This is a genomic window from Paraburkholderia sp. SEWSISQ10-3 4 (genome assembly GCF_030464785.1).
Taxonomy (GTDB): domain Bacteria; phylum Pseudomonadota; class Gammaproteobacteria; order Burkholderiales; family Burkholderiaceae; genus Paraburkholderia; species Paraburkholderia aspalathi.
The window spans coordinates 199,387-222,444 of the sequence record NZ_JALPRI010000009.1 but is presented as its reverse complement, the minus strand read 5'-3'; the positions used below and the strand labels follow the sequence as shown (position 1 = coordinate 222,444).

23 protein-coding genes are annotated in these 23,058 nt (G+C 61.1%); 10 read left to right on the top strand and 13 right to left on the bottom strand.

All coding sequences use genetic code 11. From position 1 onward, the window contains the following. Positions 1-419 precede the first annotated feature (419 nt). The 7 genes from M0D68_RS19580 to M0D68_RS19550 all read right to left on the bottom strand — a co-directional run bounded on the left by M0D68_RS19580 (position 420) and on the right by M0D68_RS19550 (position 7,837). A complete protein-coding gene (locus M0D68_RS19580) occupies positions 420-872 on the bottom strand; it encodes a hypothetical protein (RefSeq protein WP_256456159.1) in 453 nt (150 codons plus the stop codon). Between the two features lie 735 nt (positions 873-1,607). Next, the gene (gene cobA, locus M0D68_RS19575; protein ID WP_266225037.1) at positions 1,608-2,360 is read right to left on the bottom strand and encodes a uroporphyrinogen-III C-methyltransferase; all 753 of its coding nucleotides are present in this window, start codon (positions 2,358-2,360) and stop codon (positions 1,608-1,610) included. A 74-nt stretch (positions 2,361-2,434) separates the two neighbouring features. Then, a complete protein-coding gene (locus M0D68_RS19570; RefSeq protein WP_200650715.1) occupies positions 2,435-3,751 on the bottom strand; it encodes a sulfate adenylyltransferase subunit 1 in 1,317 nt (438 codons plus the stop codon). Between the two features lie 25 nt (positions 3,752-3,776). After that, positions 3,777-4,739: a sulfate adenylyltransferase subunit CysD gene (cysD, locus tag M0D68_RS19565; protein WP_054042851.1), complete on the bottom strand. Its 963-nt coding sequence runs from the start codon at positions 4,737-4,739 to the stop codon at positions 3,777-3,779. A gap of 113 nt (positions 4,740-4,852) precedes the next feature. Next, on the bottom strand, positions 4,853-5,599 hold the full coding sequence (locus M0D68_RS19560; RefSeq protein WP_200650714.1) for a phosphoadenylyl-sulfate reductase: 747 nt from the start codon (positions 5,597-5,599) through the stop codon (positions 4,853-4,855). Next, the gene (locus M0D68_RS19555) at positions 5,596-6,135 is read right to left on the bottom strand and encodes a DUF934 domain-containing protein (protein ID WP_200650713.1); all 540 of its coding nucleotides are present in this window, start codon (positions 6,133-6,135) and stop codon (positions 5,596-5,598) included. The genes M0D68_RS19560 and M0D68_RS19555 overlap by 4 nt, the downstream gene beginning before the upstream one ends. A 22-nt stretch (positions 6,136-6,157) precedes the next feature. After that, positions 6,158-7,837, bottom strand: coding sequence for a nitrite/sulfite reductase (locus M0D68_RS19550; RefSeq protein ID WP_200650712.1), 1,680 nt, complete (start codon positions 7,835-7,837; stop codon positions 6,158-6,160). Between the two features lie 218 nt (positions 7,838-8,055). Between M0D68_RS19550 and M0D68_RS19545 the strand changes: the two genes are divergently transcribed. From M0D68_RS19545 to M0D68_RS19535, 3 genes are all read left to right on the top strand, one after another. Next, positions 8,056-8,997: a CysB family HTH-type transcriptional regulator gene (locus M0D68_RS19545; protein WP_007175965.1), complete on the top strand. Its 942-nt coding sequence runs from the start codon at positions 8,056-8,058 to the stop codon at positions 8,995-8,997. Between the two features lie 32 nt (positions 8,998-9,029). Beyond that, on the top strand, positions 9,030-10,190 hold the full coding sequence (locus tag M0D68_RS19540) for an ABC transporter substrate-binding protein (protein ID WP_200650711.1): 1,161 nt from the start codon (positions 9,030-9,032) through the stop codon (positions 10,188-10,190). Positions 10,191-10,333: 143 nt separating this feature from the next. Beyond that, the gene (locus M0D68_RS19535; protein WP_012432018.1) at positions 10,334-10,594 is read left to right on the top strand and encodes a hypothetical protein; all 261 of its coding nucleotides are present in this window, start codon (positions 10,334-10,336) and stop codon (positions 10,592-10,594) included. Between the two features lie 66 nt (positions 10,595-10,660). On the opposite strand, the gene M0D68_RS19530 is transcribed toward M0D68_RS19535, so the two are convergent. The 6 genes from M0D68_RS19530 to M0D68_RS19505 form a co-directional block, all read right to left on the bottom strand. Next, positions 10,661-11,812 (bottom strand): Gfo/Idh/MocA family protein, encoded by a 1,152-nt coding sequence (locus M0D68_RS19530; RefSeq protein WP_200650710.1) that lies wholly within the window; start codon positions 11,810-11,812, stop codon positions 10,661-10,663. Between the two features lie 62 nt (positions 11,813-11,874). Further along, entirely contained in the window at positions 11,875-12,924 is a 1,050-nt protein-coding gene (locus M0D68_RS19525) for a sugar phosphate isomerase/epimerase (RefSeq protein ID WP_200650709.1), read from the bottom strand. A 79-nt stretch (positions 12,925-13,003) separates the two neighbouring features. Continuing rightward, on the bottom strand, positions 13,004-13,966 hold the full coding sequence (locus tag M0D68_RS19520) for a substrate-binding domain-containing protein (RefSeq protein WP_200650708.1): 963 nt from the start codon (positions 13,964-13,966) through the stop codon (positions 13,004-13,006). A gap of 83 nt (positions 13,967-14,049) precedes the next feature. Next, positions 14,050-15,063 (bottom strand): ABC transporter permease, encoded by a 1,014-nt coding sequence (locus M0D68_RS19515; protein ID WP_200650707.1) that lies wholly within the window; start codon positions 15,061-15,063, stop codon positions 14,050-14,052. Then, positions 15,044-16,531, bottom strand: a complete 1,488-nt coding sequence (locus M0D68_RS19510) for a sugar ABC transporter ATP-binding protein (protein ID WP_200650706.1) — start codon at positions 16,529-16,531, stop codon at positions 15,044-15,046. Before M0D68_RS19510 ends, M0D68_RS19515 begins: the two co-directional genes overlap by 20 nt. A gap of 3 nt (positions 16,532-16,534) precedes the next feature. Continuing rightward, positions 16,535-17,620, bottom strand: a complete 1,086-nt coding sequence (locus M0D68_RS19505; RefSeq protein ID WP_200650705.1) for a LacI family DNA-binding transcriptional regulator — start codon at positions 17,618-17,620, stop codon at positions 16,535-16,537. A 322-nt stretch (positions 17,621-17,942) separates the two neighbouring features. On the opposite strand from M0D68_RS19505, the gene M0D68_RS19500 reads away from it, so the two are divergent. The 7 genes from M0D68_RS19500 (at position 17,943) to urtA (ending at position 22,941) form a co-directional block, all read left to right on the top strand. After that, complete coding sequence (locus M0D68_RS19500; RefSeq protein WP_200650704.1) at positions 17,943-18,596, top strand: protein-L-isoaspartate O-methyltransferase; 654 nt, start codon at positions 17,943-17,945, stop codon at positions 18,594-18,596. A gap of 59 nt (positions 18,597-18,655) precedes the next feature. Continuing rightward, positions 18,656-18,979: a rhodanese-like domain-containing protein gene (locus tag M0D68_RS19495; protein WP_054042884.1), complete on the top strand. Its 324-nt coding sequence runs from the start codon at positions 18,656-18,658 to the stop codon at positions 18,977-18,979. Between the two features lie 45 nt (positions 18,980-19,024). Further along, on the top strand, positions 19,025-19,249 hold the full coding sequence (locus tag M0D68_RS19490) for a hypothetical protein (protein WP_200650703.1): 225 nt from the start codon (positions 19,025-19,027) through the stop codon (positions 19,247-19,249). A 137-nt stretch (positions 19,250-19,386) separates the two neighbouring features. Further along, positions 19,387-19,839 (top strand): DUF2844 domain-containing protein, encoded by a 453-nt coding sequence (locus M0D68_RS19485; RefSeq protein WP_266225033.1) that lies wholly within the window; start codon positions 19,387-19,389, stop codon positions 19,837-19,839. A 133-nt stretch (positions 19,840-19,972) separates the two neighbouring features. Next, positions 19,973-20,413, top strand: coding sequence for a DUF3443 family protein (locus M0D68_RS19480; RefSeq protein ID WP_266225046.1), 441 nt, complete (start codon positions 19,973-19,975; stop codon positions 20,411-20,413). Then, complete coding sequence (locus tag M0D68_RS19475; RefSeq protein ID WP_308187600.1) at positions 20,379-21,167, top strand: DUF3443 family protein; 789 nt, start codon at positions 20,379-20,381, stop codon at positions 21,165-21,167. Before M0D68_RS19480 ends, M0D68_RS19475 begins: the two co-directional genes overlap by 35 nt. A 475-nt stretch (positions 21,168-21,642) precedes the next feature. Next, complete coding sequence (gene urtA, locus M0D68_RS19470; protein ID WP_171926778.1) at positions 21,643-22,941, top strand: urea ABC transporter substrate-binding protein; 1,299 nt, start codon at positions 21,643-21,645, stop codon at positions 22,939-22,941. Positions 22,942-23,058 lie beyond the last annotated feature (117 nt).

Sequence of the window (23,058 nt, the reverse complement as noted above, 5' to 3'; positions counted from 1 at the left end):
CCTGCTAAGTGGGCACCGTGGTCTGCTACGGGTAGTGGTGCGACTGGAATCCGTGTTCTCGCACACTCCGCGCTAGTGACAAAGGAGTCATCAGCTCCCACTCCGCACTACGTGCGTCGCGGACGGGTTTGCATGGGAAACCAAGGGCTTCGTTCAAGATCTATGGGAGCCGTCGGCTTCGCCTCGGCGACACGCCTCTGCGCCCTCCAGTGCCCCCGTCGCCTCAAATGACATGTCCGGTTGTGCTGAATCTTGGTTGCGGTTGCGGTTGTCGTTCCAACAGTGTTCTCGCACACTCCGCCTTGGTAGCAACGCAGTCATATCTCCAGATTAAGCCAGTCACGGCAAAACCATCTATTTACAACATAAAAAGGCGCTAGCGCCTTTCTATGTTCGTAGCCTAGTACCGCGGGTTTTTGTCAGTGTGCTGTTGCAATAGGGCGCGTGATCGTTTTAAAGCGTCCCTGCCTGTTGCGCATGGTTCCCATTGCGCGCATGCCTCTGCAGTTCTCCGGTGCCCTCTGCGTGGCCTTCGCCAGAAGGTTCGCTGCGCGACGCGCGGTAATGCAGCGTTGGGGTACTCCCTTCGCATCAAGCGCGATGATCTGGTACAACTCGCGATCAATCTCGACTTCTCGCCGATAATCCTCGCCAGTGTCGATCAGTACTTCCAGCAGTTTTCGCTGACGATGCCTCTCTTCCCGCGTCACCGCCGGACTCCTGAATATCGAGGCCGCAAGCGTGACCAACTTGTCCAGTTGGCTTAGTTGCCGGTCAACCAGTCTGAAAGCAGACAGGGCAAGTTTTTCGTATTGAAGTGCGTCAACAGGTGGGCGCGATGTGGTTCGTGAATTCTTGGCGGATTTACTCATGGCGCGATCTCCCTGAAACTTACCTGGACCGCCCGACGCACTAGCCTGTAGTTTGCAAAGTGGTGAGCGGGCTCAATGACAAGGTTGGCGACCGGTGCCAAACGAAAACCGGCAGGCCCGAAGGCCTCCCCATCACGGCCCGCCCATAAGACGCGCAGAGATAGACACAGACCTGCCGAGACAGGTCTGCGTTTGGCAACAGGCCGCCAAGCCTGACCGTCGTTGTTTTGACGGCGAATTGAGTTTAAAACGTATCGTTTCGCGAGTGATCGCCTGCCTGGGCTAAGGAGCGCGGGAAATCGCTATTTCCGAAATTTCCCAAACGCGCGCCCGAACACAGAACTACAGCACCGAAGAAATTTCAGCAATGAAACTGAGTATTGATAGGTAACCGACCGCGACGTCGCGCGAAGCGCGACGGGGCAAACGCTTCCGGCGAGCACGAAGTGTGAGACGGGAAGTATGACGCCCTTGTCACTAACGCCGAATGCGAGAGAGCACAGATTCCAGATGCACCACTACCCGTAGCAGACCACAGTGCCCACTTAGCAGGGGCTTCTAGCCGCTTTCTTTGCTTATCTTTCTTTGCGGCGGCAAAGAAAGTAAGTGCCGCCCCGCACAGGGGCAACACTATAGACCACTAACAATTCAAGGAAAGGCACCAAAGCCAGAACAAGGAAAGGCCAAAGCCCTAAGAACACGGCCAATGCCGCCGCAAAAGGCAAAACAAAAACCTCAAGCAGCCACCAACATCCCATCCGCGGAGCGCCCCACCTGCTGCCGAGCAGCAAACGCATCCCCGATCATCAAAAGACTAGGCTGCGAAGCATCAAGCCACTGCTGAGCCTCGCCACAAGCGAGGCCCGAAAGCGTAAGAGTCAGCATCCGCTCACGAGGCGTACTACAAGCCTCGACAATCGCCACAGGAGTCGCGCCATCGCGCCCAGCGTCGATCAACTGCTGCGCGATCTCAGGTCCGCTATCCCGCCCCATATAGAACACGAGCGAATCCGCATTCACCTGCTCCCGAATCGCCGCAGTATCAGCCGCCCGGCTATGCGTAGCCAACGCAACACTGCGAGACACGCCGCGAAGCGTCAACGAACGCTTCAACGTTGCCGCACTGGCAAGTGCCGCCGTAATCCCAGGCACCACCTCATACTCGATGCCCGCCGCCTCAAGCGCCCGCATCTCCTCATCGGCACGCCCAAACAACATCGGATCACCGCCCTTCAGGCGCACCACCACATCGTGCTCAAGCGCCGCATCCACGATCTGCTTGTTGATGAACTGCTGCGCCGTCGACAACTGCCCGCACCGCTTGCCAACCGCAATCCGCCGCGCGTGGGAAGGTGCGTAGTCGAGCATCGCCGGCTCGACAAGCGCGTCGTGCAACACCACATCCGCCGTGCCGAGCAGCCGCGCGCCGCGCACCGTGATGAGATCCGCGGCCCCTGGCCCTGCACCGATCAGATACACCTTACCCATTCGCCTTAACCCCATTCGTCCAGTTCGTGCGAAACCCGAAACCGAGAGCGCGCGTTAGTTGCCCAGTCGGTGACTCAAGCCGAAAACGCCCGGATCATCCCGGCCGCGACCGTGTGATGCGTCGCTTCGTCGATCAGCACGAATGCGCCCGTGCCCTGATGCGAGTCGTACACGTCGCACACCAGCGGCTTTTGTAACGTCAGCGACACGCGGCCGATGTCGTTCATCGTCAGGTCCTTGCGATCGGTTGCCTGCGACAGCGTATGCACGTCGAGCACTTCCTTGATCGCGCCGATCCGAGCGAACACCGTATTGGTGGTCTGCTTCAACAGGTACTTGCGTTGCGTCGACAGCGGCGTGTCATCGAACCAGCACAGATCGGCTTCCAGCTTCTTGGCCGGTTCCGGCGCTGCTTCGCGCAGCACGAAGGTGTCGCCGCGCGATACGTCGACGTCTTCCGCCAGGCGAATCGTCACGGTTTGGCCGGCAAACGCGCGGTCCACCGCTGCCGTACCGCCCGTCACCGGCGCGATAATCTCGGCAACCGTCGCTTCACGGTTCGCCGGCAGCACGACGATGGTGTCGCCAACCTTCACCTCGCCCGCTTCGACACGGCCCATGTAGCCGCGGAAATCGTCGGCCTGGCTGCCGTCCTGGCGCGCCACCCATTGCACCGGGAAACGCAGCGCCTGGCCCGTCGGAACTTCCACCGGCAAGGCTTCGAGCAAATCGAGCAGCGGCTCGCCCGCGTACCACGGCATGCTTTCGCTAGCGGTCACGATGTTGTCGCCCTTCAGCGCCGACACCGGCACGAAGCGCACATCGTTCAGACCGAGTTGCCGCGCGAGATCGACATACGCATCGCGAATCTCGTTGAAACGCGTTTCGCTGTAGTCGACGAGGTCCATCTTGTTGATCGCGACGATCGCGTGTTGCAAGCCGAGCAGCTTTACCAGTGCACTGTGGCGCTTGGTTTGCGGCAGCAGTTGCGCGACGCCATCGATGAACGTCACACGCGTTGCATCGACCAGGATGATCGCTGCGTGTGCCGTGGATGCGCCCGTCACCATGTTGCGCGTGTACTGCTCGTGGCCCGGCGTGTCGGCGATGATGAACTTGCGCTTAGCCGTTGCAAAGTAACGGTAGGCGACGTCGATCGTGATGCCTTGCTCACGTTCGGCTTCGAGGCCGTCCGTCAGCAGCGACAAATCGATTTCGTCGCCAACGGTACGCTTATTCTTTGCGCGCGACAGTGCCGAGAGCTGATCGCTCAACACCGCTTTGCTGTCGTACAGCAGGCGGCCGATCAACGTGCTCTTGCCATCGTCGACGCTACCCGCAGTAATGAAACGCAGCACGCCGAGGTCTTCTGGTTGGTGAATACCGCTCATGATTGCTTTACCTTGGTTCGTGTGCTTAGAAATAACCTTGCTTCTTACGCTGTTCCATCGCGGCTTCGGAGACCTGGTCGTCCATCCGCGTCGCGCCGCGTTCCGTGATTTCGGTCACGGCCGTTTCGGCGATGATCTTCTCGAGATCATCCGCATCGCTTTCCACCGGGCACGTGCAGCTGATATCGCCCACGGTGCGAAAACGCACCAGCGCGGTTTCGCTGGTCTCGCCTTCACGCATCGGCGTAAGCGGCGTAACCGGCACGAGCAGGCCGTTGCGGCGCACGATTTCGCGTTGATGCGCGTAATAGATCGACGGCAGCTCGAGTTGTTCGCGGGCGATGTATTGCCACACGTCGAGTTCAGTCCAGTTCGAGATCGGGAACACGCGCAGGTGTTCGCCGTTATGCAGACGCGCGTTATACAGGCTCCACAGTTCCGGGCGCTGCGCCTTCGGATCCCATTGACCGAATTCGTCGCGGAACGAGAAGATCCGTTCTTTTGCCCGAGCCTTTTCTTCGTCGCGGCGCGCGCCGCCGATCAGCGCGGTGTACTCATGTTCAGCGATCGTTTCGAGCAGCGTCACGGCTTGCGCGGCATTGCGCGAATCCAGTTCGCGGCGCAGACGCACGGTGCCACGCTTGATCGAATCTTCAACGTGACCCACCACCAGTTCAGCGCCGATCTCTTTCGCACGGCGATCGCGGAAGTCGATCACTTCGTCGTAGTTGTGACCGGTGTCGATATGCACGAGCGGGAACGGCAGCACAGTCTTGCGATTTGCGCCGATGCCGAAGGCTTTCAGTGCGAGGTGCAACACCACGACCGAATCCTTGCCACCCGAAAACAGCAATGCGGGCTTGCTGCATTCGGCGACCAGTTCGCGCAGGATGTGGATCGACTCGGCCTCGAGCCAATCGAGGTGATCCATCCGGTTCGCCGTGTTGGTAAGCGGTGCATTCACAGTGGAATCGAGCGTGGTGCTCATGTTTGGGTCCTTCGTTGATTCGCGTCGCCAGCGGTTGCTCGCGTCGCGGAAGTATTCAAATCGGTATGTGAGGCGTTCAGGTCGGAAACCAAGGCCTGAACTGCCTGAATGCTCTATGCCGAAGCGTTTTCGCTGCTGATGACGGTAATCGGCGTAATCGTCGTGATGTGCAGGCCGCATTCCTTCGTATCGCGCGACTCCCACCACCAGCGCCCTGCCCGGCTGTCTTCACCGGGACGGATTGCGCGGGTACAAGGCTCGCAGCCGATGCTCGGATAACCGCGCGCATGCAGCGGATTGACCGGCACGTCCAATGCTTTCAGATAGTCCCACACTTCGGCTTCGGTCCAGTCCGTCAGCGGATTGAACTTGGCGATATTGCGAGCGGCGTCGTGTTCTTCCTCGTGCAGTTCGGCACGCGTCACCGACTGCTCGCGGCGCTGGCCCGTCACCCATGCGCTGACATCCGACAGCGCGCGGTTCAACGGCTCGACCTTGCGGATTTCGCAGCAACGCTTGCGCAGATCGACGCTTTCATAAAACGCGTTCAGACCATGCGAGCCGACATACTCTTCAACTGCGGCGGCTTGCGGGTGAAACTGCTCTATGTCGTAGCCGTATCGCTCTTTCACGCGATCGAGCATGCCCAGCGTTTCCGCGTGCAGACGGCCTGTGTTCAGCGAGAAAATGCCGATCTTCACGCCACGCGACAGAATCGCGTGCGTGAGCAGCATGTCTTCCGCTGCGAGGCTGCTGGCAAGCTTCACGTTCGCGTGACGCGCGGCGATCGAATCGAGTAGCGCATCAAGGCGCTCGACCTTCGCAGCGAGTTCCGGCGTGAGCAATTGTGCGCCGCTCATGCCGAGGCCTTCGCCAGTTCGCCCGCTTCGCGGCGACGGAACAGCGGCGAAGAGTTCACCGCGCCCTGATAGTTGAAGCTGAATTCGTCGAATGCCTTGAGCGCGTCGTCGAAGTCTTTATCTTCACGCAGCGCATACGCGTCGAAGCCGCAACGGAACATGAACGCCAGCTGATCGCGCAGCACGTCGCCGATCGCGCGCAATTCGCCCTTGTAGCCATAACGCTCGCGCAACAGGCGGCCGATGCTATAGCCGCGGCCATCGCGGAACACCGGGAAGTCCACGCCGATCAGTGCGATTGTGTCGAAATCGCCGACGATATCTGCCGGTTCGCTATCCGGCGCGAGCCACACGCCGATTTCAGCGGTGCTGCGCGAAGCGATCAGCGCGTCGCGCGAAGCTTGCCACAGCGCGAGCGGCACCAGCACCTTGCCGGCCGGCAATGCGTCGACTGCGGGCAGCGTGCCGTCTTCAGCGGCGCGCACCACCGTCCAGTCATCGTTGACGATCGCGCGATTCTTGATAATAGAAGCCATCTGTTCAGTATCCTTTTCGCGGTTACGCGTGAGCCGGTTGACGCGAGGCGTACACACGTTCCTTGAACGGGGCCATGCCGATGCGGTTGTACGTTTCGATGAAGCGTTCGCCTTCGTGGCGATTCTCCACGAACGTGTCGATCACTTTGCTCATCACGTCCGGCATTTCTTCCGCCGAGAACGACGGGCCGATCACGCGGCCGAGATGCGCACCAGTTGCACCCGTGCCCTGCTCGCCGCCGAGCGTCACCTGATACCACTCCGAGCCGTCCTTATCGACGCCCAGAATGCCGATGTTGCCGACGTGGTGGTGACCGCAAGCATTGATACAACCCGAGATGTTCAGCGACACGTCGCCGAGGTCGTACACGTAGTCGAGATCGTTGAAACGTTCCTGAATCGCCAGGGCAATCGGAATCGACTTGGCATTCGCGAGCGAGCAGAAATCGCCGCCCGGGCACGCGATGATGTCGGTCAGCAAGCCGATGTTCGGCGTCGCGAAACCTTGCGCCTTGGCCTTTTCCCACAGCGCGAACAGGTCGCGCTTCTTGACGTTCGCGAGAATCAGGTTCTGTTCGTGCGACACGCGGATTTCGCCGAGCGAGTACTCGTCGGCCCAATCGGCGACCGCTTCCATCTGCGCGTCGGTAGCATCGCCCGGGGCGATCGTGGTCGGCTTCAGCGACAACGTGACGGACGAATAGCCCGACACTTTGTGGGGACGCACGTTACGTTCGACCCAACGGGCAAACGCACGGTTTTCCAGCAGATGGTTCTCGAACGAAGCATCCGTATCGGGCAGCTTTTCGTACACCGGCGGCTGGAAGTATTGCGACACGCGGTCGACTTCGGCTTGCGTCAGCGTCGAAGGACCGTCTTTCAGGTGTTGCCATTCTTCTTCGACCTGCGCCGAGAATTTCTCCGGGCTCAGTGCCTTCACGAGAATCTTGATGCGCGCCTTGTACATGTTGTCGCGGCGGCCGTAGCGGTTGTACACACGCAGCACGGCTTCGCAGTACGTCAGCAGGTGTTGCCACGGCAGATCCTTGCGGATGATCGCGCCGATGATCGGCGTACGGCCCATGCCGCCGCCGGCCAGGATGTCGGCCACCAGTTCGCCCTGCTCGTTCGTCTTCAGGTACACGCCCATGTCGTGAATCTGCACGGCGGCGCGGTCTTCCTTCGAACCCGACACGGCGATCTTGAACTTACGCGGCAGCCACGCGAATTCCGGGTGGAACGTCGACCATTGGCGCAGGATTTCTGCCCAGGGGCGCGGATCGACCACTTCATCCGGCGCCACACCCGCGAACTGGTCAGCCGTGATGTTACGGATACAGTTGCCCGAGGTCTGGATGCCGTGCATTTGCACGGCCGCGAGCTTGCGCAGGATTTCCGGCGTCTCTTCGAGCTGGATCCAGTTGTATTGGATGTTCGAGCGCGTCGAAAAGTGACCGTAGCCGCGGTCGTGCTCGCGCGCGATCTGGGCCAGCACGCGCATCTGGTCGCTGCGCAGGTTGCCGTACGGAATCGCGATGCGGTGCATGTACGCATGGCGCTGCATGTACAGGCCGTTCTGCAGGCGCAGCGGACGGAACTCCTCTTCGCTCAATTCGCCCGACAAGCGGCGGCGAACCTGATCGGCGTATTGCGCGACCCGCTCATCGACGATGGTCTGGTCGTACTGATCGTATTGGTACATTCGGGGACCCCAATTTTTGCGTGACACACGACGTTCCGGTTACGTCGCGGCTTGAATACCTCTATTTGTCAGGTCAGGCGAATGAGGGTTTAGACCCATCTCTCATTTGCTTATGACAAATACAGATATCCATATTGAAAAAGATGGACAGATCGTAATAAACTCGCCTTATATTTCAAACGACTAAAAAATTCTTTTGATATGCGGAGAGGTTATATATGAACCTGCATCAATTCCGCTTCGTCCGCGAGGCTGTGCGGCAGAATTTCAACCTGACCGAAGCGGCCAAAGCACTGTTTACAAGCCAGCCGGGCGTCTCCAAGGCGATCATCGAGCTGGAAGACGAGCTGGGCGTCGAAATCTTCACACGACACGGCAAGCGCGTGCGCTCGCTGACCGAGCCGGGGCGCATCATTCTTCAGTCGGTTGAGAAGATTCTGCAGGAAGTGGAGAGCCTCAAGCGAGTCGGTAAAGATTACGCGGCCCAGGATCAGGGCAACCTGGTGATCGCCGCCACCCACACCCAGGCGCGCTACTCACTTCCGGCCGCCATCGCCGAATTCAAGAAGCGCTTCCCGAAAGTTCACCTTTCAATTCTGCAAGGCAGCCCGACCCAAGTGGCCGAAATGGTCATCCACGACCAGGCCGACCTCTGCATCGCCACCGAAGCGATCGCTAACTATAAGGAGCTGGTTTCGCTGCCCTGCTTCCAGTGGCACCACGTCGCCGTGATGCAACCGGATCATCCGCTGCTCGACCGCAAACTTTTGTCGCTGGATGATCTGACCCAATATCCGCTGATTACGTACGACAACGCGTTCGCCGGCCGCACCAAGATCAACGAGGCGTTCCGCCTGCGCGGGCTGCATCCGGACATCGTGCTGGAGGCGATCGACGCCGACGTGATCAAGACCTACGTGGAACTGGGTCTGGGCGTCGGCATCATGGCGGATATCGCGTTCAACGCCGAACGCGACCGCCATTTGCGCGCCATGCCGGTCGGCCACCTGTTCGGCAGCAATGTGACGCGAGTCGCGCTGAAACAGGGCGCCTATCTGCGCAGCTATGTGTATACGCTCGTCGAACTACTGTCGCCGAGCATGAACCGCAAGCTGATCGAACAGGCGCTCAAAGGCGAACACGAAACCTACGAACTTTGAACTGACTACGCTTCCTGCTACGGAGACCCTTGATGACGTCGCATAAGAACAAACTTCGCGGCCTGGCCGCTCTCGGCGCGCTCTTGCTCGCTACCGCAGCACAGGCCGACGTCAAGGTCGGCATCGATCTGTCGAGCACCGGCCCCGCGGCCGTGATCGGCATCACGAGCAAGAACGCGATGCTAATGTGGCCGGCCACGATCGCCGGCCAGAAAGCCGACTACATCTTCCTCGACGACGCGTCCGACCCGGGCGCGGCGGTGCGCAATATCCGCAAGCTGATCAATGAGGACCACGTCGACGTGATCGTCGGCCCGAATATCACGCCGGCGGCAATGGCCGCCCTCGATCCGGTCGCCGAAAGCCAGACGCCGATGATTACGCTGATCGGCTCGGCAAGCGTGGTCGAGCCCCAGGAAGGCAAGAAGGTGTGGGCCTACAAGATGGCGCAGACCGACAGCGCGATGGCCGACGTGATGACGCGCTACATGTCCAACCACAACGTGAAGACGGTGGGCTTCATCGGTTTCGCGGACGGCTACGGCGAGAGCTGGCTCAACGAGTTCAGCAAGTTCGCGGCCTTGCGGCATATTCAACTGGTGGCGACGGAACGCTATAACCGGACGGATGCCAGCGTCACCGGCCAGATTCTCAAGCTGATGGCTGCGAAGCCGGACGCGATCCTGATCGCCGGCGCCGGCACGCCGACCGTGCTGCCGCAGCGCACGCTGATCGAACGCGGCTTCAAAGGCCCGATCTATCAGACGCACGGCATCGCCACGCCCGAGTTCATCAAGCTGGGCGGCAAGGACGTGGAAGGCACGCTGTTCCCGACGCAGCCGGTCGTGGTGGCGCGCACGTTGCCGGCCGATCATCCGGCGAAAAAGGCGGCGCTCGCCTTCACCAACGAATACGAAGCGAAGTATGGCCTAGGCAGCGTGACCCAATTTGCGGGCGATGCGGCGGGCGTGTACCCGCGTTTGCAGGATGCCGTTGCGCGTGCGTTGAAGACGGCGCAGCCCGGCACGCCGGCTTTCCGCACGGCATTGCGTGACGAACTGGAGCATGCGCATGAGCTGGTCGTGCCGAACGGCGTGGTCAACACCAGCCCGAAGGATCACGTTGGGCTGGATCAGCGCGCGAGCGTGATGGGCATCATCAAGAACGGCAAGTTCGTTTATTTGAGCCAGTGAGGGTTGCGGCGCAAGTTCGGACGCAAAGTGGACACCGTGAAGGATCACGCCATCAGGGATAAGACCGCGCAATGATGCAACTTCGCACGCCCCGCGCGAAGTTGCTACAGTGGAAGCCTTTCCCCGACCAGCCGTCCCACATCATGCGCACCACCCGAGCCATCCACGCCGTCGAGCGGCTGAAAACCCGCAGCGGCAACCCGCAGTTCGCGGCAATCAGCCTGTCCGGCGGCCTGTTTTATCTGGTCGACAAATCGAGCGGTACCGATAAGAAAGTCTCCGATCCGCTGACGCTCGACGACTTCGTCAAATTCGTCGATGGTTTCGGACCGCCGAAGCCGCGCAAAGCGAGCAAGCTCGATATTGCTTTTGAAGAGCAGATCAAGAAAAGCAAGGGCGGTTGAGGAAGTGAGGCGCGCGACGCCAACACCGGGCTTTTAGCGGCGGCGGAGGTAGCTCGGCTACTACGCTCAACCGTTCGCAATCTCTTGCCACTGACCGTCCGCCGCGCTGCTTGCCAACACGGCGTCGATAAAACGTAGGCCCGCCACACCGTCATCCACCGTCGTGAGCAACAGGCTTTCAGCCGGCAACGGTTGACCTGCATTCAATGCTTCGATCTGTAACGCCGCATCCTTGTACAACTGCGCGAACGCTTCCAGATAACCCTCAGGATGCCCCTGTGGCACACGCGTCGCGTGCGCCGCGATCGCACTTGTCACCCGTCCGCGCGTCAGCCGCTCCGCCGAACCACCCAGCGGCGTGAACCACAGTTCGTTCGGATTTTCCTGATCGAAGGCGAGATTCGCTTTCGTCCCATACACCCGCAGACGCAGCGCATTCTCCGCGCCGCTTGCCACCTGACTCGCCCACAGCATGCCGCGCGCACCGTTCGAATAGCGCAGCATCGCCTGCACGTGATCGTCGATACGGCGTCCTGGCACGAAGGTATGCAATTCGGCGGATAGCGACGATGGCGTCATCCCCGTGATGAAGGCAGCGAGGTGATACGCATGCGTGCCGATATCGCCGAGACAACCGGCAGGTCCCGCTAAAGAAGGATCCGTGCGCCAGCCTGCCTGCTTGTTCGTGCCGCTCACTTCTATCGGTTCAGCCAGCCAGTCCTGCGCGTATTCGACTTGCACCACACGTATTTCACCGAGTTCACCTTGTTCAACAAGTTCGCGAGCATGGCGCACCATCGGATAACCGGAATACGTATGCGTCAGCGCGAACAACTTGTTCTTCTCGCGCGCGAGCTTCGCGAGCGCCTCGCCTTCCGCCAACGAAATCGCCAGCGGTTTGTCGCACACCACATGAATGCCCGCTTCGAGAAAAGCCGTCGCCACCGGTGCATGCAGATGATTGGGCGTGACGATCGCGACCGCGTCGATACCGTCGTCGCGCGCGGCTTCGGCGCGCGCCATCTCGCGCCAGTCTGCATAGCTGCGCGCGATGCCGGCCTCAGCCGCGCTCGCCTGTGCGCGCTGCGGATCGGACGACAACGCGCCCGCTACCAGTTCGAACCGGTCGTCGAGCCGCGCGGCGATTCGATGCACTGCGCCGATAAATGCGCCTTGCCCGCCACCGACCATGCCGAGCCTGAGTCTTCTTTGTGCCATCGCACTCGCTCCTTTGCGATCTGCTTCATCCACTTCACGGTTAGCTCGCAGCCAACTCGTTGTCAAATGCCTAGCACGCGTTTTAGCTGCGCTGCATCCACGCCACTGCCCGCGAAATCATCGAATGCATGATCAGCCACGCGAATGATGTGGCGGCGAATGAACTCCGCACCTTCACGCGCGCCGTCCTGGGGATGTTTCAGCGCGCACTCCCATTCCAGCACCGCCCAGCCGGGAAAATCGTATTGCGCCATCTTCGAGAAGATCGCGCCAAAATCGATCTGCCCGTCGCCAAGCGATCGAAAACGCCCTGCGCGTTCGACCCAACCGCTATAGCCGCCATACACACCTTGCTTGCCATTCGGACGAAACTCCGCGTCCTTCACATGGAACGCCTTGATGCGCTCGTGATAGATGTCGATAAACGCAAGGTAGTCGAGTTGCTGCAAAACGAAATGGCTCGGGTCATAAAGGATGTTCGCACGCGAGTGTTGCTTCACGGCGTCCAGAAAGCGCTCGAAGGTCACGCCGTCATGCAGGTCCTCGCCCGGATGCAGTTCGTAGCACACGTTCACACCCGCTTCGTCGAACGCATCGAGAATCGGCGTCCAGCGACGTGCGAGTTCCTCGAACGCCGCCTCTATCAAACCTGCGGGACGCTGCGGCCATGGGTACAAATACGGCCACGCCAGTGCGCCGGAAAACGACACGTGCGTATCGAGACCCAAACGCTGCGAAGCCTTCGCTGCGAGCTTCATCTGCTCGACTGCCCACTGCGTGCGCGCGGCAGGATCGCCGCGCACATGCTGCGCGGCAAAGCCGTCGAACAACACGTCATAGGCCGGATGCACGGCTACCAGTTGCCCTTGCAGATGCGTCGACAGTTCGGTGATCGTCACGCCGGCATCTTCCGCGACCTCGTGCAACTCGTCGCAATACGTCTGGCTCGCTGCCGCCTGCTCGAGATCGATCAGACGGATATCACACGGCACCTGAATCCCCTTGAAGCCGAGACTCGCGGCCCAGCCGGCCAGATGCGCGAAGTTGTCGAACGGCACCTCGTCGCCCATGAATTGGGCGAGAAAGATCGCCGGCCCTTTGATGGTTTTCATCGTACGGTTCCTCGAACTGTGACGCGCCTGTCACGCCTCTACGACAGAGACATGGCAAGCGCGCGCGGGATGCCCAGGATCAGAACGGCGAGTCAGGAAAATAGAACTGCTGTGCGTTTTCCTTCGTGATCAGCACCGACGGAATGATCGTGGTCGGCGGCAGTTTTTCGCCCTTCAGACGCGCCTCTGCGGTGAGCTTGATCGCGTCGTAGATGAATTTCGGCGAGTACGACACGTCAGCCTTGATCATCGGCGCGCCGTCCATCACGTTCTTCACCATGCCCTTCGAACCCGCGCCGCCGAACACAATCTTGATGTCGGTACGCTTGGCCTGCTCGATCGCCTTAATGACGCCAACGGCCATGTCGTCGTCCGCGGCCCAGACTGCGTCGATGTGCTTGAAGCGCGTGAGGTAATCCTGCATCACCTTGAAGGCGTCGTCGCGATTCCAGTTCGCATACTTACCGTCGAGAATCTTGATGTTCGGATACGCCTTCAATACGCCCGTAAACGCGGTCCAGCGTTCATTGTCGAGCGTCGTCGGAATGCCACGCAGCGCGACGATGTCGCCCTTGCCGTCGAGCGCTTTCGCCAGATACTCGGCGGGAATCTTGCCGAACGCGGTGTTGTCACCCGCAACATACGCATCCTGTGCGGTGGTATCCGTCAGGCCGCGATCCACTACTGTCACGTACACGCCCTTCTTCTTCACCTGAGCCACCGGCTGCGTGAGCGAGGCCGATTCGAACGGGAAAATCACCAATGCGTTGATCTTGTTCACCGTCACCAGATCCTGCAGCTGGTTCGCCTGTTCGGGCGCGCCGGCTGCAGTCTTCACGATCACCTTGAGATCAGGATGTGCTTTCTCCAGATCGGTTTTCGCCTTGTTCGCCCACCAGACGATGCCGCCCGTAAAGCCGTGGTCGGCAGTCGGAATCGCGACGCCCAGCGTGACCTTTTCATCGGCACGCGCAACGCCTGCCGTGCCTAGTATTCCCAACGCCAGCATGCCGGCGCCGACCACTCGAATGACCTGCTTCATGGTTGTGTCTCCTATTGTGAGGCGTTCATGCGCCCCGATTCTCGAACTTGCCGCTGTATTCCTTGAAGCTCAACGCCCACCACCTACCGCCGTCCGCGCTGCACAAACGCGACGAAGATAATCACGACGCCCTGCACCGCCGCGTTCAGATACACGCTGATGATGCTGGTCAGATTCAGAATATTGGCGATCACCGAAAGCAGGATCGCGCCGATCACCGTGCCGACTACGCGCCCTTCGCCGCCCTTCAACGCAGTGCCGCCCACCACCACTGACGCAATCGCCTCGAGTTCCCACAGCAAACCCGTGGTCGGCGTAGCCGAACCGAGCCGCGGCACATACAACACCGTCGCGACGCCGACGCAGATACCGAGCAGCACATACGTCACGATCTTCACGGTATCGACGCGAATCGCCGCGTAGCGCGCAACCTGTTCGTTGGAACCGATCGCCTGCACGTGGCGGCCAAACGCCGTGCGATTGAGGATCAACGCGCCGCCCGCCGCAACGACGAGGAACACCCAGATCGGGACAGGTACACCAAAGAAGCTCGCGTAATAAACCGGTCCGTATAGATCGGACAGCGAGTTATCCAATGTCAGCGCGCCGCCATCCGCGAGCCACGTCAGCACCGCGCGAAAAATGCCCAACGTACCCAACGTGACGATGAACGGCTCGATGCGTCCTTTGGTAATCAACAGCCCGTGCGCGCAGCCGAACAAACCGCCGAGCACCAGCGCGAACACAATGCCGAGCGTGAGAATCAGCAAGGGCGCGAACGAATGGCCGCCCACACCGGCAGCGAGTCCGTTCATCAGCCAGATCATGCTGCCCGCGATCAACGCCGCCATCGACCCGACCGACAAATCGATGCCGCCCGAAATGATCACGAAGGTCATGCCGACCGCGATGATGCCGATGAACGAGGTGCGTGTGAGCACGTTCATCATATTGTCGAGCGTCGCGAAATCGCGGTTGAGCAGCGTGCCGACGATGCACAGCAGGATCAGCCCAACGAGCGGCCCGAGCGCATACAGACGATGCGCGAAGCGCAACGCGCGGCCGGATTGGACAGCTTCAGTGGGTGCCGGTCGCATGGGCGATCAACTCCTCTTCGGTCAGGTGTTCGAGCGTGAGCGTGGTTTGCAGGCGTCCCGCGCGCATCACGGCGACGCGATGGCACAAACCAATCAGCTCGATCAGTTCGGATGAAATGACGATCACCGCGCGGCCCTGCGCGGCGAGACGATGAATCAGGAAATAGATGTCGCGTTTCGCGCCGACGTCGACGCCGCGAGTCGGTTCGTCGAGCACGATCACGTTTGGATCAGGTTGCAGGAACTTGGCGAGCGCGAGCTTCTGCTGATTGCCGCCAGAGAGCATGCGCGCGCGGCTCGACAAATCGCCTGTGCGAATGCCGAAGTCGTGAACGGCCTGGGTCAACGCCGCGCGCCCCGCTTTCATATCGAGCAAAGGATGCGCGTAACGCTCGAGCGTCATCAGCGTGACGTTGTCCTGCAGGCTTAGATTCACATGCAGGCCTTTGCCTTTGCGGTCTTCGCTTAGATACGTAATGCCGTGGCGCATGGCGTCGCGCGGGCTCTTCAGATCGGCGCGGCGGCCGGCGATTTCGACGCGGCCCGCCGTGCGTTTGCGCAGGCCGATGAGCGCTTCGAAGGCCTCGGTACGGCCTGCGCCGACGAGGCCCGCGAAACCCAGTACTTCGCCGGCGCGCACGTCGAAGCTCAGGTCTTCGACCCAGTCCGGTACGGCAAGGCCTTCTACCTTTAACGCGATCGGCGCGTCGGCAGGCACGGTGATCTTGTCGGGGAACATATCGGACACGTCGCGCCCGACCATCAGATTCGCCATCTGCTGCCGCGCAAGTCCCGCCGTTTCACTGCGTGCGACGAAGCGGCCATCGCGCATCACGATCACTTCGTCGGTGATGCGCTCGACTTCGTCGAGCTTGTGCGAGATGTAGACGATGGTTACGCCGTCGGTTTTCAGCTTCGCCATCAGCGTGAAGAGACGCTCGGTCTCGGACGGCGTGAGCGTGGCGGTCGGTTCGTCCATGATGAGCAAACGCGCGCGCCGCGACAGCGCTTTTGCGATCTCCACCATCTGCTTTTCCGCGACGATCAACTCGCGCACCTTCGTATCCGGCGCCTTCTCGAGACCCACCTGCGCCAGAAAACGTGCCGCCTCGGCGCGCATCGCAGCATCGTCGACGAACCAGCCGCGCTTTTTCTCATGACCGAGATACATGTTCTGCGCGATCGTCAGATGCTCGGCGAGATTGAACTCCTGGTGAATCAGCACGATGCCGGCCGCTTCCGCGTCGCGCGAACCGATGAACTGCTGCGCGTGGCCGTCGACCAGCAAGGTGCCCGAGGTCGCCGTTTCGTAGCCGGCGAGGATTTTCATTAGCGTCGACTTGCCTGCGCCGTTCTCGCCGAGCAAACCGTAGATACGCCCGGGCGCCAGGTCAAAGCTCACCCCGTGCAGCACGCGCACTGGCCCGAAGTCTTTGCGGATATCGTCGAAGCGGATGGCGAGGCTCATGGCTTACGCGCTCCTGCGAATTACGAGCCGATGCGGCAGCAGCACGCCCGGCACGTTCGCCAACGGATTCGCGAGCCGTTGCAGCAGGAGACGCGCGGCGGTTTCGCCGAGTTCGCGCATCGGTTGGGCGATGGTGGTCAGCGGCGGATCGACTTGCGCGGCGAGCGAGATGTCGTCAAAGCCGACCACCGCGACGTCGTCCGGCACGCGCTTGCCGACGCTGCGCAAGCCGTGGATCACACCGATCGCCAGCGTGTCGGAGACGGCGAAGATCGCGCTCGGCGCGTGAGGCTGCTGCATCAGCAAGGCCGCGGCCGATGCGCCCGCCTCGTAGTCGAGACTGTTCAGGTTCATGCGCCAACGCTCGTCCGGCGTGATGCCCGCTTCGGTCAACGCGTCCAGGTAGCCTTGCTGACGTTGCCGCGCGTACAGATAGTCGACATCCGAATTGATGAGGCCGATGCGCTGGTGGCCGCGCGCGAGCAGATGCCGCACCGCGTCGCCCGCTGCCTTGTAGTTGTCGATGCCGACATACGGCACGCCCATCTCCGGATCGAACTCGCAGCACGCGACCCACGGCAGCGCGCTGGAGGCCTCGCCGAGCGCCTGCTGGATGGTGGCGGGATCGAGGCAGATCGCGCCGTCCGCGCGGCGGCGGCGCAGAAGATCGAAGTAGCTGCGCTCGCGTCCCGGATCGGCGCCCGTGTCGCAGAGCAGCATGAAATAGCCGTGCTGGCGCGCGACGCTGTCGATACCGCGCACGATCTCGGCATAGAACGGGTTGCCGACGTCGGGCACCATCGTCAGCAGCAGGCGGCTTTCGGCGGTGCGCAGGTTGCGCGCGAGTTCGTTGACGCGATAGCCGCTGGCGTCGACGGCCGCCAATACCTTGTCGCGCGTGGCCGGCCGCACGTTCTCGTGACCATTCAGCACGCGCGACACCGTCGCCACCGAGACCCCCGCCTGCTCCGCCACCTGAGCAATCGAAAGGCCCTCAGCCGGACGCTGCGGCTGAGCGTCAGGCTGCGGGCGCGCTTTCGACGACGGCGACGAAGTCGCTCGGGCCGCTTTGGACACCGACTTGGACAAGGGAATCTGCCTCAAAAATGTAATCGATTACATTTTTGCGCGATGGAGGCAGGAATCGCAAGGACGGATCGCTAGGGATTAACACGGGGTCGAGCAGGCATGGCGAGAGCGGTCCGAGGCGCGACACGGCGGCGCACTGCCCGCGACGGCGTGGATTCGCGCCGCCATTTGGTACAATCCCGCAGTTACCCTGCCGTGGCCTGCCATACGAGGCTATACCCCGCGGGCTGTACCCCGGCGTTACACCCGGAGTCGTACCCCCGAGGCCGCCGGCCAGTGGCAAAGAATCGCAAACTCGCCAAACCACACTGCCGAATCCACCATGAACATCGAGCAAGCGCGTTTCAACATGATCGAACAGCAGATCCGCCCCTGGGAAGTGCTCGACCAGGACGTGCTGAATCTGCTCTCGATCGTCAAGCGTGAAAACTTCGTCCCCACCGCCTACCGCGATCTGGCCTTCGTCGACTTCGAAGTGCCGCTGCCGGCCGGCCAGCACATGCTGGCGCCGCGCGTCGAAGCGCGCGTGCTGCAGGAACTGGCGGTGAAGAAACACGAAAGCGTGCTCGAAATCGGCGCCGGCTCGGGTTACATGGCCGCCCTGCTCGCGCATCGCGCGCAGCACGTGCTGACGGTCGACATCGAACCGGAACTGGCTGAACTGGCGAAGAACAACCTCATCGCCAACGGCGTGCTGAACGCCGAAGTCGTCACGGGCGACGCCTCGCGCGGCTGGGCCAACGCCGCACCGTACGACGTGATCTGCGTATCGGGCGGCCTGCCGGTACTGCCGCAGGAAATCCTCGAACACCTGAAGGTCGGTGGCCGCCTGGCGGCGTTCGTCGGCACTGCTCCGGTCATGAAGGCGCAGATCATCACGCGTATCGACGAGAAGCAGTACCGCATTGCCGATGTGTTCGAAACCTATGTCGAACCGCTGATCAACGCCGTGCAGCCGCCGCGCTTCAAGTTTTAATTCGCACGTTTTTCTGGACGGCCGGCACGCCGCCGTCCTCTGAACTGGATGTCCTGCTGATGCAAAATCTGACTGCTCCCGCGCTCGCTGAATGGCTCGCCGATCAATCGCGCCCTGCCCCCGTGCTGCTCGACGTGCGCGAACCGTGGGAAATCCAGACGGCGTCGATCGCCGGCGCCGTGTCGATCCCGATGCGTGAGATTCCCGCGCGCAGCGAAGAGCTCGACGACGACGTGCAAATCGTCTGCGTGTGCCATCACGGCGCGCGCAGCGCCCAGGTCGCGATGTTCCTCGAATCGCGCGGCCATACCAACGTCTTCAATCTGCAAGGCGGGATCGACGCGTGGTCGCGTCAGGTCGATCCGACCGTTCCCACCTATTGATCGCATGGTCGCTATGATCCGTCGGCGGGTGCCGATCTGGCGAAGGTGCGTTATGACACGCTGATTGATAGTCTCAAGCTGAAGGCCTCCACTGCCAATCTGACTGATCAGGACGTGTTGCAGTTGAGCGCGCTGCTGTCACCGGTCGATGATGGTTCGTTGACTGCGCTTCCGCAGGTGCCGAATGTGCCGCATCCGGGTGTTGCGGCTAAAGGTGCTGCCGGGAAGCTTGGTCGGCAGGCTATGCCGAATGCGGCGGCGCCGCAGTAAGCCGGTTCTTCTAGTCTTTTCCTCCTTCGATTGACTGTCTGCCCCAAGTCGTTTTCGACTCCTCTTTAGGACATTTCAGCATCTCTCATTAATTGCCCACAGGCACCATGCTCCGACCTGTTTTTTGGAGCAATGTGATGAGATTTGTAAAGATCGCCCTGGCCGTGTCGGCTCTTTTGCCGCTCGCGTCGTATGCGGCGTTGGGTGGGGCGCCCGGTGCGGGTTCGGCTCCGAAGTCCTTGCTCCAATCGGCAGCGCCCGCTTCCTCTTCCCTATCCGCCGCGGCCTATACCGTGCGCGAGTCGCATGACACCGACGGCGTCAGGATTCGCGAATACGTGCTGCCGACCAAAGTCGTGTTTGCCGTCACGTGGCAAGGGCCAGTGCGCCCCGACATGGTTGCGCTACTTGGCAGTTACTTCCCGAACGCAGTCTCCGCGGGCGCTGGCCGCGCACGCGGCACCGATCCGTTGATCGAACGCAACGGCGACTTTCAGATCGAGTCCGCGGGCCGGGCGGGAAACTTCTTCGGCAAGGCCGTTCTGCCGCACCTCGTTCCCGCGAATGTTCGTGTTGACGATCTGCAGTAACTCGGCACATCGATTTCACGGAACACAAGAAACATGACGACCCTCAATAAGAAACTTTGCTTCGCGTCGCTAACGGCTAGCCTGGCTCTTTCAGCATGCGGTGGTGGTGGCGGTGGCGACGACGGCAATTCGAATGCGACCAAGGACAACGAAAAGCCGGCGACGCCGGCTCCGACTCCGACTCCAACGCCGGTCGCCGGTCGCCGACGCAAATACCGTCCCGATCAGCATCGAGCGGTGGGCGGTAAACTTTGCCAACCAGCCGTACGTGACCGTCACCATCTGCATCCCTGGTGTGCAGGGCGCCAATCAATGCGCGACGATCGACCATATGTTGATCGACACTGGATCAACCGGCGTGCGTGTCCTGGCAAGCGCGTTGGGCCCAGCGCTCGCGGGCCGCTTGCCGGCGCAGACCGGTGCAACCGACGACCCAACGAGCGGCGCGCCTATAGCCAAATGCGCACCCTTTGTGTCAGGCCAGACATGGGGGTCTATCAAGCGTGCCGACGTGACGATCGGCGGCAAAGTGGCAGGTAATCTGCCGATCCAGGTCATCATCGACGGCTCATAAGCCGTCCCATCGGATTGCGCGTCGAGAGGGCCTCGGGAATATCGGCGCGGCGGCTGATCTCGGCGCCAACGGGGTGCTTGGCATCAGATCCATGGTCCGCGGCTTTCCGCGCGCAGCCCAATACCCTCTATCGGCAACCTATTACTACTGTCCGTCTACGGGTTCATGCACGAACACGCGAGTACCGCTCGACACGCAGGTCATGAACCCGGTCGCCAACTTTACTTCGGACAACAACGGCACGATCATCCGTCTGCCCGCGTTGCCCGCAGATGGTCAGGCGAGAGTCACCGGCGAACTCGTGTTCGGCGTCGGCACGCAGCAGAACAACGCGTTGCCATCGAAGGCAAACATCGTGTCGCTTGATCAGAACGGCTACTTTACGACCACGTATAAGGGCGTCTCGTATAGCAGCACGATTGATAGTGGTAGCAATACCACCTACTTCTGGGATACGGCGATTCCCTATTGGGGAACCGACAGAACGGGCTATATGCATACGCCTTCGACTACGCACAGCCTATCGGCAATCCTAACAGGTGTTGTCAAGGGCGCAACACCAGTCACGGTGCCATTCTCGGTAGCGAATGGATGGGCGCTGACGGCGAATCAGAATGCGGCCTACGACAACCTCGCCACTCCATACTCTGGCTTGTTCCTCTGGGGGTTGCCGTTCTTCTTCGGCCGTGACGTATACACGGTACTGGACGGCGCCCGTGCGGGATCTCAAACCGGGCCGTTCGCCGCCTTCTGATTTCCGAAACCGTGTACGTGTGACACATGAGGCCGGCGCCGGGAGGCGCCGGCCTCTTTTCTTGCTACCACTCCCCCTGAAATCCCGCCGAATGCCACACCGTGATATCCACGCTCGCGTCCGATAAACCTCATGCGCTGCCCATCACCACGCGCAGCCCCGGCAGAGCACTGCCATGCACAACGGCGCAGCGACCATGCACCGCAGACGCTCGCTGGCCGATCGATACGCTTCGTTGCGGCGCGGCACGCACCTGAACGAGGCGCACACCCCACTCCTGCACCAATTTTGCGCCGCGTTGCGCATAACTTACCCGGCGCACCACCGCGTCGCAGCACGTGATCCGTGGACTTCAAGTCGAAATTACTACATGGCATGTGCCTTGCAGTACACAAGCGGCAAGTCATGCGGGATAAGCCCTGCTGGCTGAAATCGACGCCCATAAACATTCACCATCAATGGCAAGGGGAAATACATGAAACGTCGTAGTCTGTTGAAGTTCGGCTCCATGTCGGGCGCATTGGCGCTTGCAGGTCAGGTTCCGTTTGCTCAGGCGCAATCGGGCAGCGGTCCGATCAAAGTAGGCGTTCTACATTCCCTCTCCGGCACGATGGCGATCTCGGAGACATCGCTCAAAGACACCGCGCTGATGACCATCGCGGACATCAACAAGAACGGCGGCGTCATGGGCCGCCAACTGCAGCCGGTGGTCGTAGACCCTGCGTCGAACTGGCCGCTGTTCGCCGAAAAGGCGCGCCAGCTGATCACCCAGGAAAAGTGCGCGGTCGTGTTCGGCTGCTGGACGTCGGTGTCGCGCAAGTCGGTGCTGCCGGTGTTCGAAGAACTGAACGGCCTGCTGTTCTACCCGGTGCAGTACGAAGGCGAAGAAATGTCGCGCAACGTGTTCTACACGGGCGCCGCGCCGAATCAGCAAGCGATTCCGGCAACCGAATACCTGATGAGCGCGGAAGGCGGCGGCGCCAAGCGCTTCTTCCTGCTGGGCACCGACTATGTGTACCCCCGCACGACCAACAAGATCCTGCGCGCGTTCCTCAAGTCGAAAGGCGTGCAGGAAGCCGATATCCAGGAGGTCTACACGCCGTTCGGCCACAGCGACTATCAGACCATCGTCGCGAACATCAAGACCTTCTCGCAGGGCGGCAAGACCGCGGTGATCTCGACCGTCAACGGCGACTCGAACGTGCCGTTCTACAAGGAACTGGGTAACCAGGGGCTGAAGGCGTCGGACGTGCCGGTCGTCGCATTCTCGGTCGGCGAAGAAGAACTGCGCGGCATCGATACGAAACCGCTGGTCGGCAATCTCGCGGCATGGAACTACTTCATGTCGCTTCGCAACCCGGCCAACGAGAAGTTCAAGAAGCAATGGGCGGCATGGGTCAAGGACAACAACCTGCCGGGCGGCACCAAGCGCGTGACGAATGACCCGATGGAAGCGACGTTCGTCGGCATCCATATGTGGAAGCAGGCCGTCGAAAAAGCGAAGAGCACGGACGTGGACAAGGTGCGCGTGGCGATGGTCGGCCAGACGTTTGCGGCGCCGTCGGGTTTCACGCTCGAAATGGACGGCAATCACCATCTGCACAAGCCGGTGATGATCGGCGAAGTGCGTGCTGACGGACAATTCAACGTGGTGTGGCGTACCAAGACCGCGGTTCGCGCGCAACCGTGGAGCCCATTCATTGCCGGCAATTCGAGCAAGCCGGATGTGGTCAGTTCGATTCCCGCATTCCTGAAGCGCTCGCGAGTCGCCTGAGCCTGAACCTTCTGGGCAGAGCCGGAACTGAACCACGGCTCTGTCCGGCAGGACACCGCAAGACGCAAGACAACGGCGTGGCACCGGTGCATCACCTCGATGCCGCGCCGCCTCGCC

Coding starts and splice junctions, on each gene's coding strand:
- M0D68_RS19480 (WP_266225046.1), top strand. CDS start 19,973: ATGCGACCAAGGACAACGAAAAGCCGGCGACGCCGGCTCCGACTCCGA.
- M0D68_RS19540 (WP_200650711.1), top strand. CDS start 9,030: ATGACGTCGCATAAGAACAAACTTCGCGGCCTGGCCGCTCTCGGCGCG.
- M0D68_RS19570 (WP_200650715.1), bottom strand. CDS start 3,751: ATGAGCGGTATTCACCAACCAGAAGACCTCGGCGTGCTGCGTTTCATT.
- M0D68_RS19485 (WP_266225033.1), top strand. CDS start 19,387: ATGAGATTTGTAAAGATCGCCCTGGCCGTGTCGGCTCTTTTGCCGCTC.
- M0D68_RS19555 (WP_200650713.1), bottom strand. CDS start 6,135: ATGGCTTCTATTATCAAGAATCGCGCGATCGTCAACGATGACTGGACG.
- M0D68_RS19530 (WP_200650710.1), bottom strand. CDS start 11,812: ATGGCACAAAGAAGACTCAGGCTCGGCATGGTCGGTGGCGGGCAAGGC.
- M0D68_RS19545 (WP_007175965.1), top strand. CDS start 8,056: ATGAACCTGCATCAATTCCGCTTCGTCCGCGAGGCTGTGCGGCAGAAT.
- M0D68_RS19510 (WP_200650706.1), bottom strand. CDS start 16,531: ATGAGCCTCGCCATCCGCTTCGACGATATCCGCAAAGACTTCGGGCCA.
- M0D68_RS19560 (WP_200650714.1), bottom strand. CDS start 5,599: ATGAGCGGCGCACAATTGCTCACGCCGGAACTCGCTGCGAAGGTCGAG.
- urtA (WP_171926778.1), top strand. CDS start 21,643: ATGAAACGTCGTAGTCTGTTGAAGTTCGGCTCCATGTCGGGCGCATTG.
- M0D68_RS19495 (WP_054042884.1), top strand. CDS start 18,656: ATGCAAAATCTGACTGCTCCCGCGCTCGCTGAATGGCTCGCCGATCAA.
- M0D68_RS19525 (WP_200650709.1), bottom strand. CDS start 12,924: ATGAAAACCATCAAAGGGCCGGCGATCTTTCTCGCCCAATTCATGGGC.
- M0D68_RS19520 (WP_200650708.1), bottom strand. CDS start 13,966: ATGAAGCAGGTCATTCGAGTGGTCGGCGCCGGCATGCTGGCGTTGGGA.
- M0D68_RS19500 (WP_200650704.1), top strand. CDS start 17,943: ATGAACATCGAGCAAGCGCGTTTCAACATGATCGAACAGCAGATCCGC.
- M0D68_RS19535 (WP_012432018.1), top strand. CDS start 10,334: ATGCGCACCACCCGAGCCATCCACGCCGTCGAGCGGCTGAAAACCCGC.
- M0D68_RS19550 (WP_200650712.1), bottom strand. CDS start 7,837: ATGTACCAATACGATCAGTACGACCAGACCATCGTCGATGAGCGGGTC.
- M0D68_RS19515 (WP_200650707.1), bottom strand. CDS start 15,063: ATGCGACCGGCACCCACTGAAGCTGTCCAATCCGGCCGCGCGTTGCGC.
- cysD (WP_054042851.1), bottom strand. CDS start 4,739: ATGAGCACCACGCTCGATTCCACTGTGAATGCACCGCTTACCAACACG.
- cobA (WP_266225037.1), bottom strand. CDS start 2,360: ATGGGTAAGGTGTATCTGATCGGTGCAGGGCCAGGGGCCGCGGATCTC.
- M0D68_RS19580 (WP_256456159.1), bottom strand. CDS start 872: ATGAGTAAATCCGCCAAGAATTCACGAACCACATCGCGCCCACCTGTT.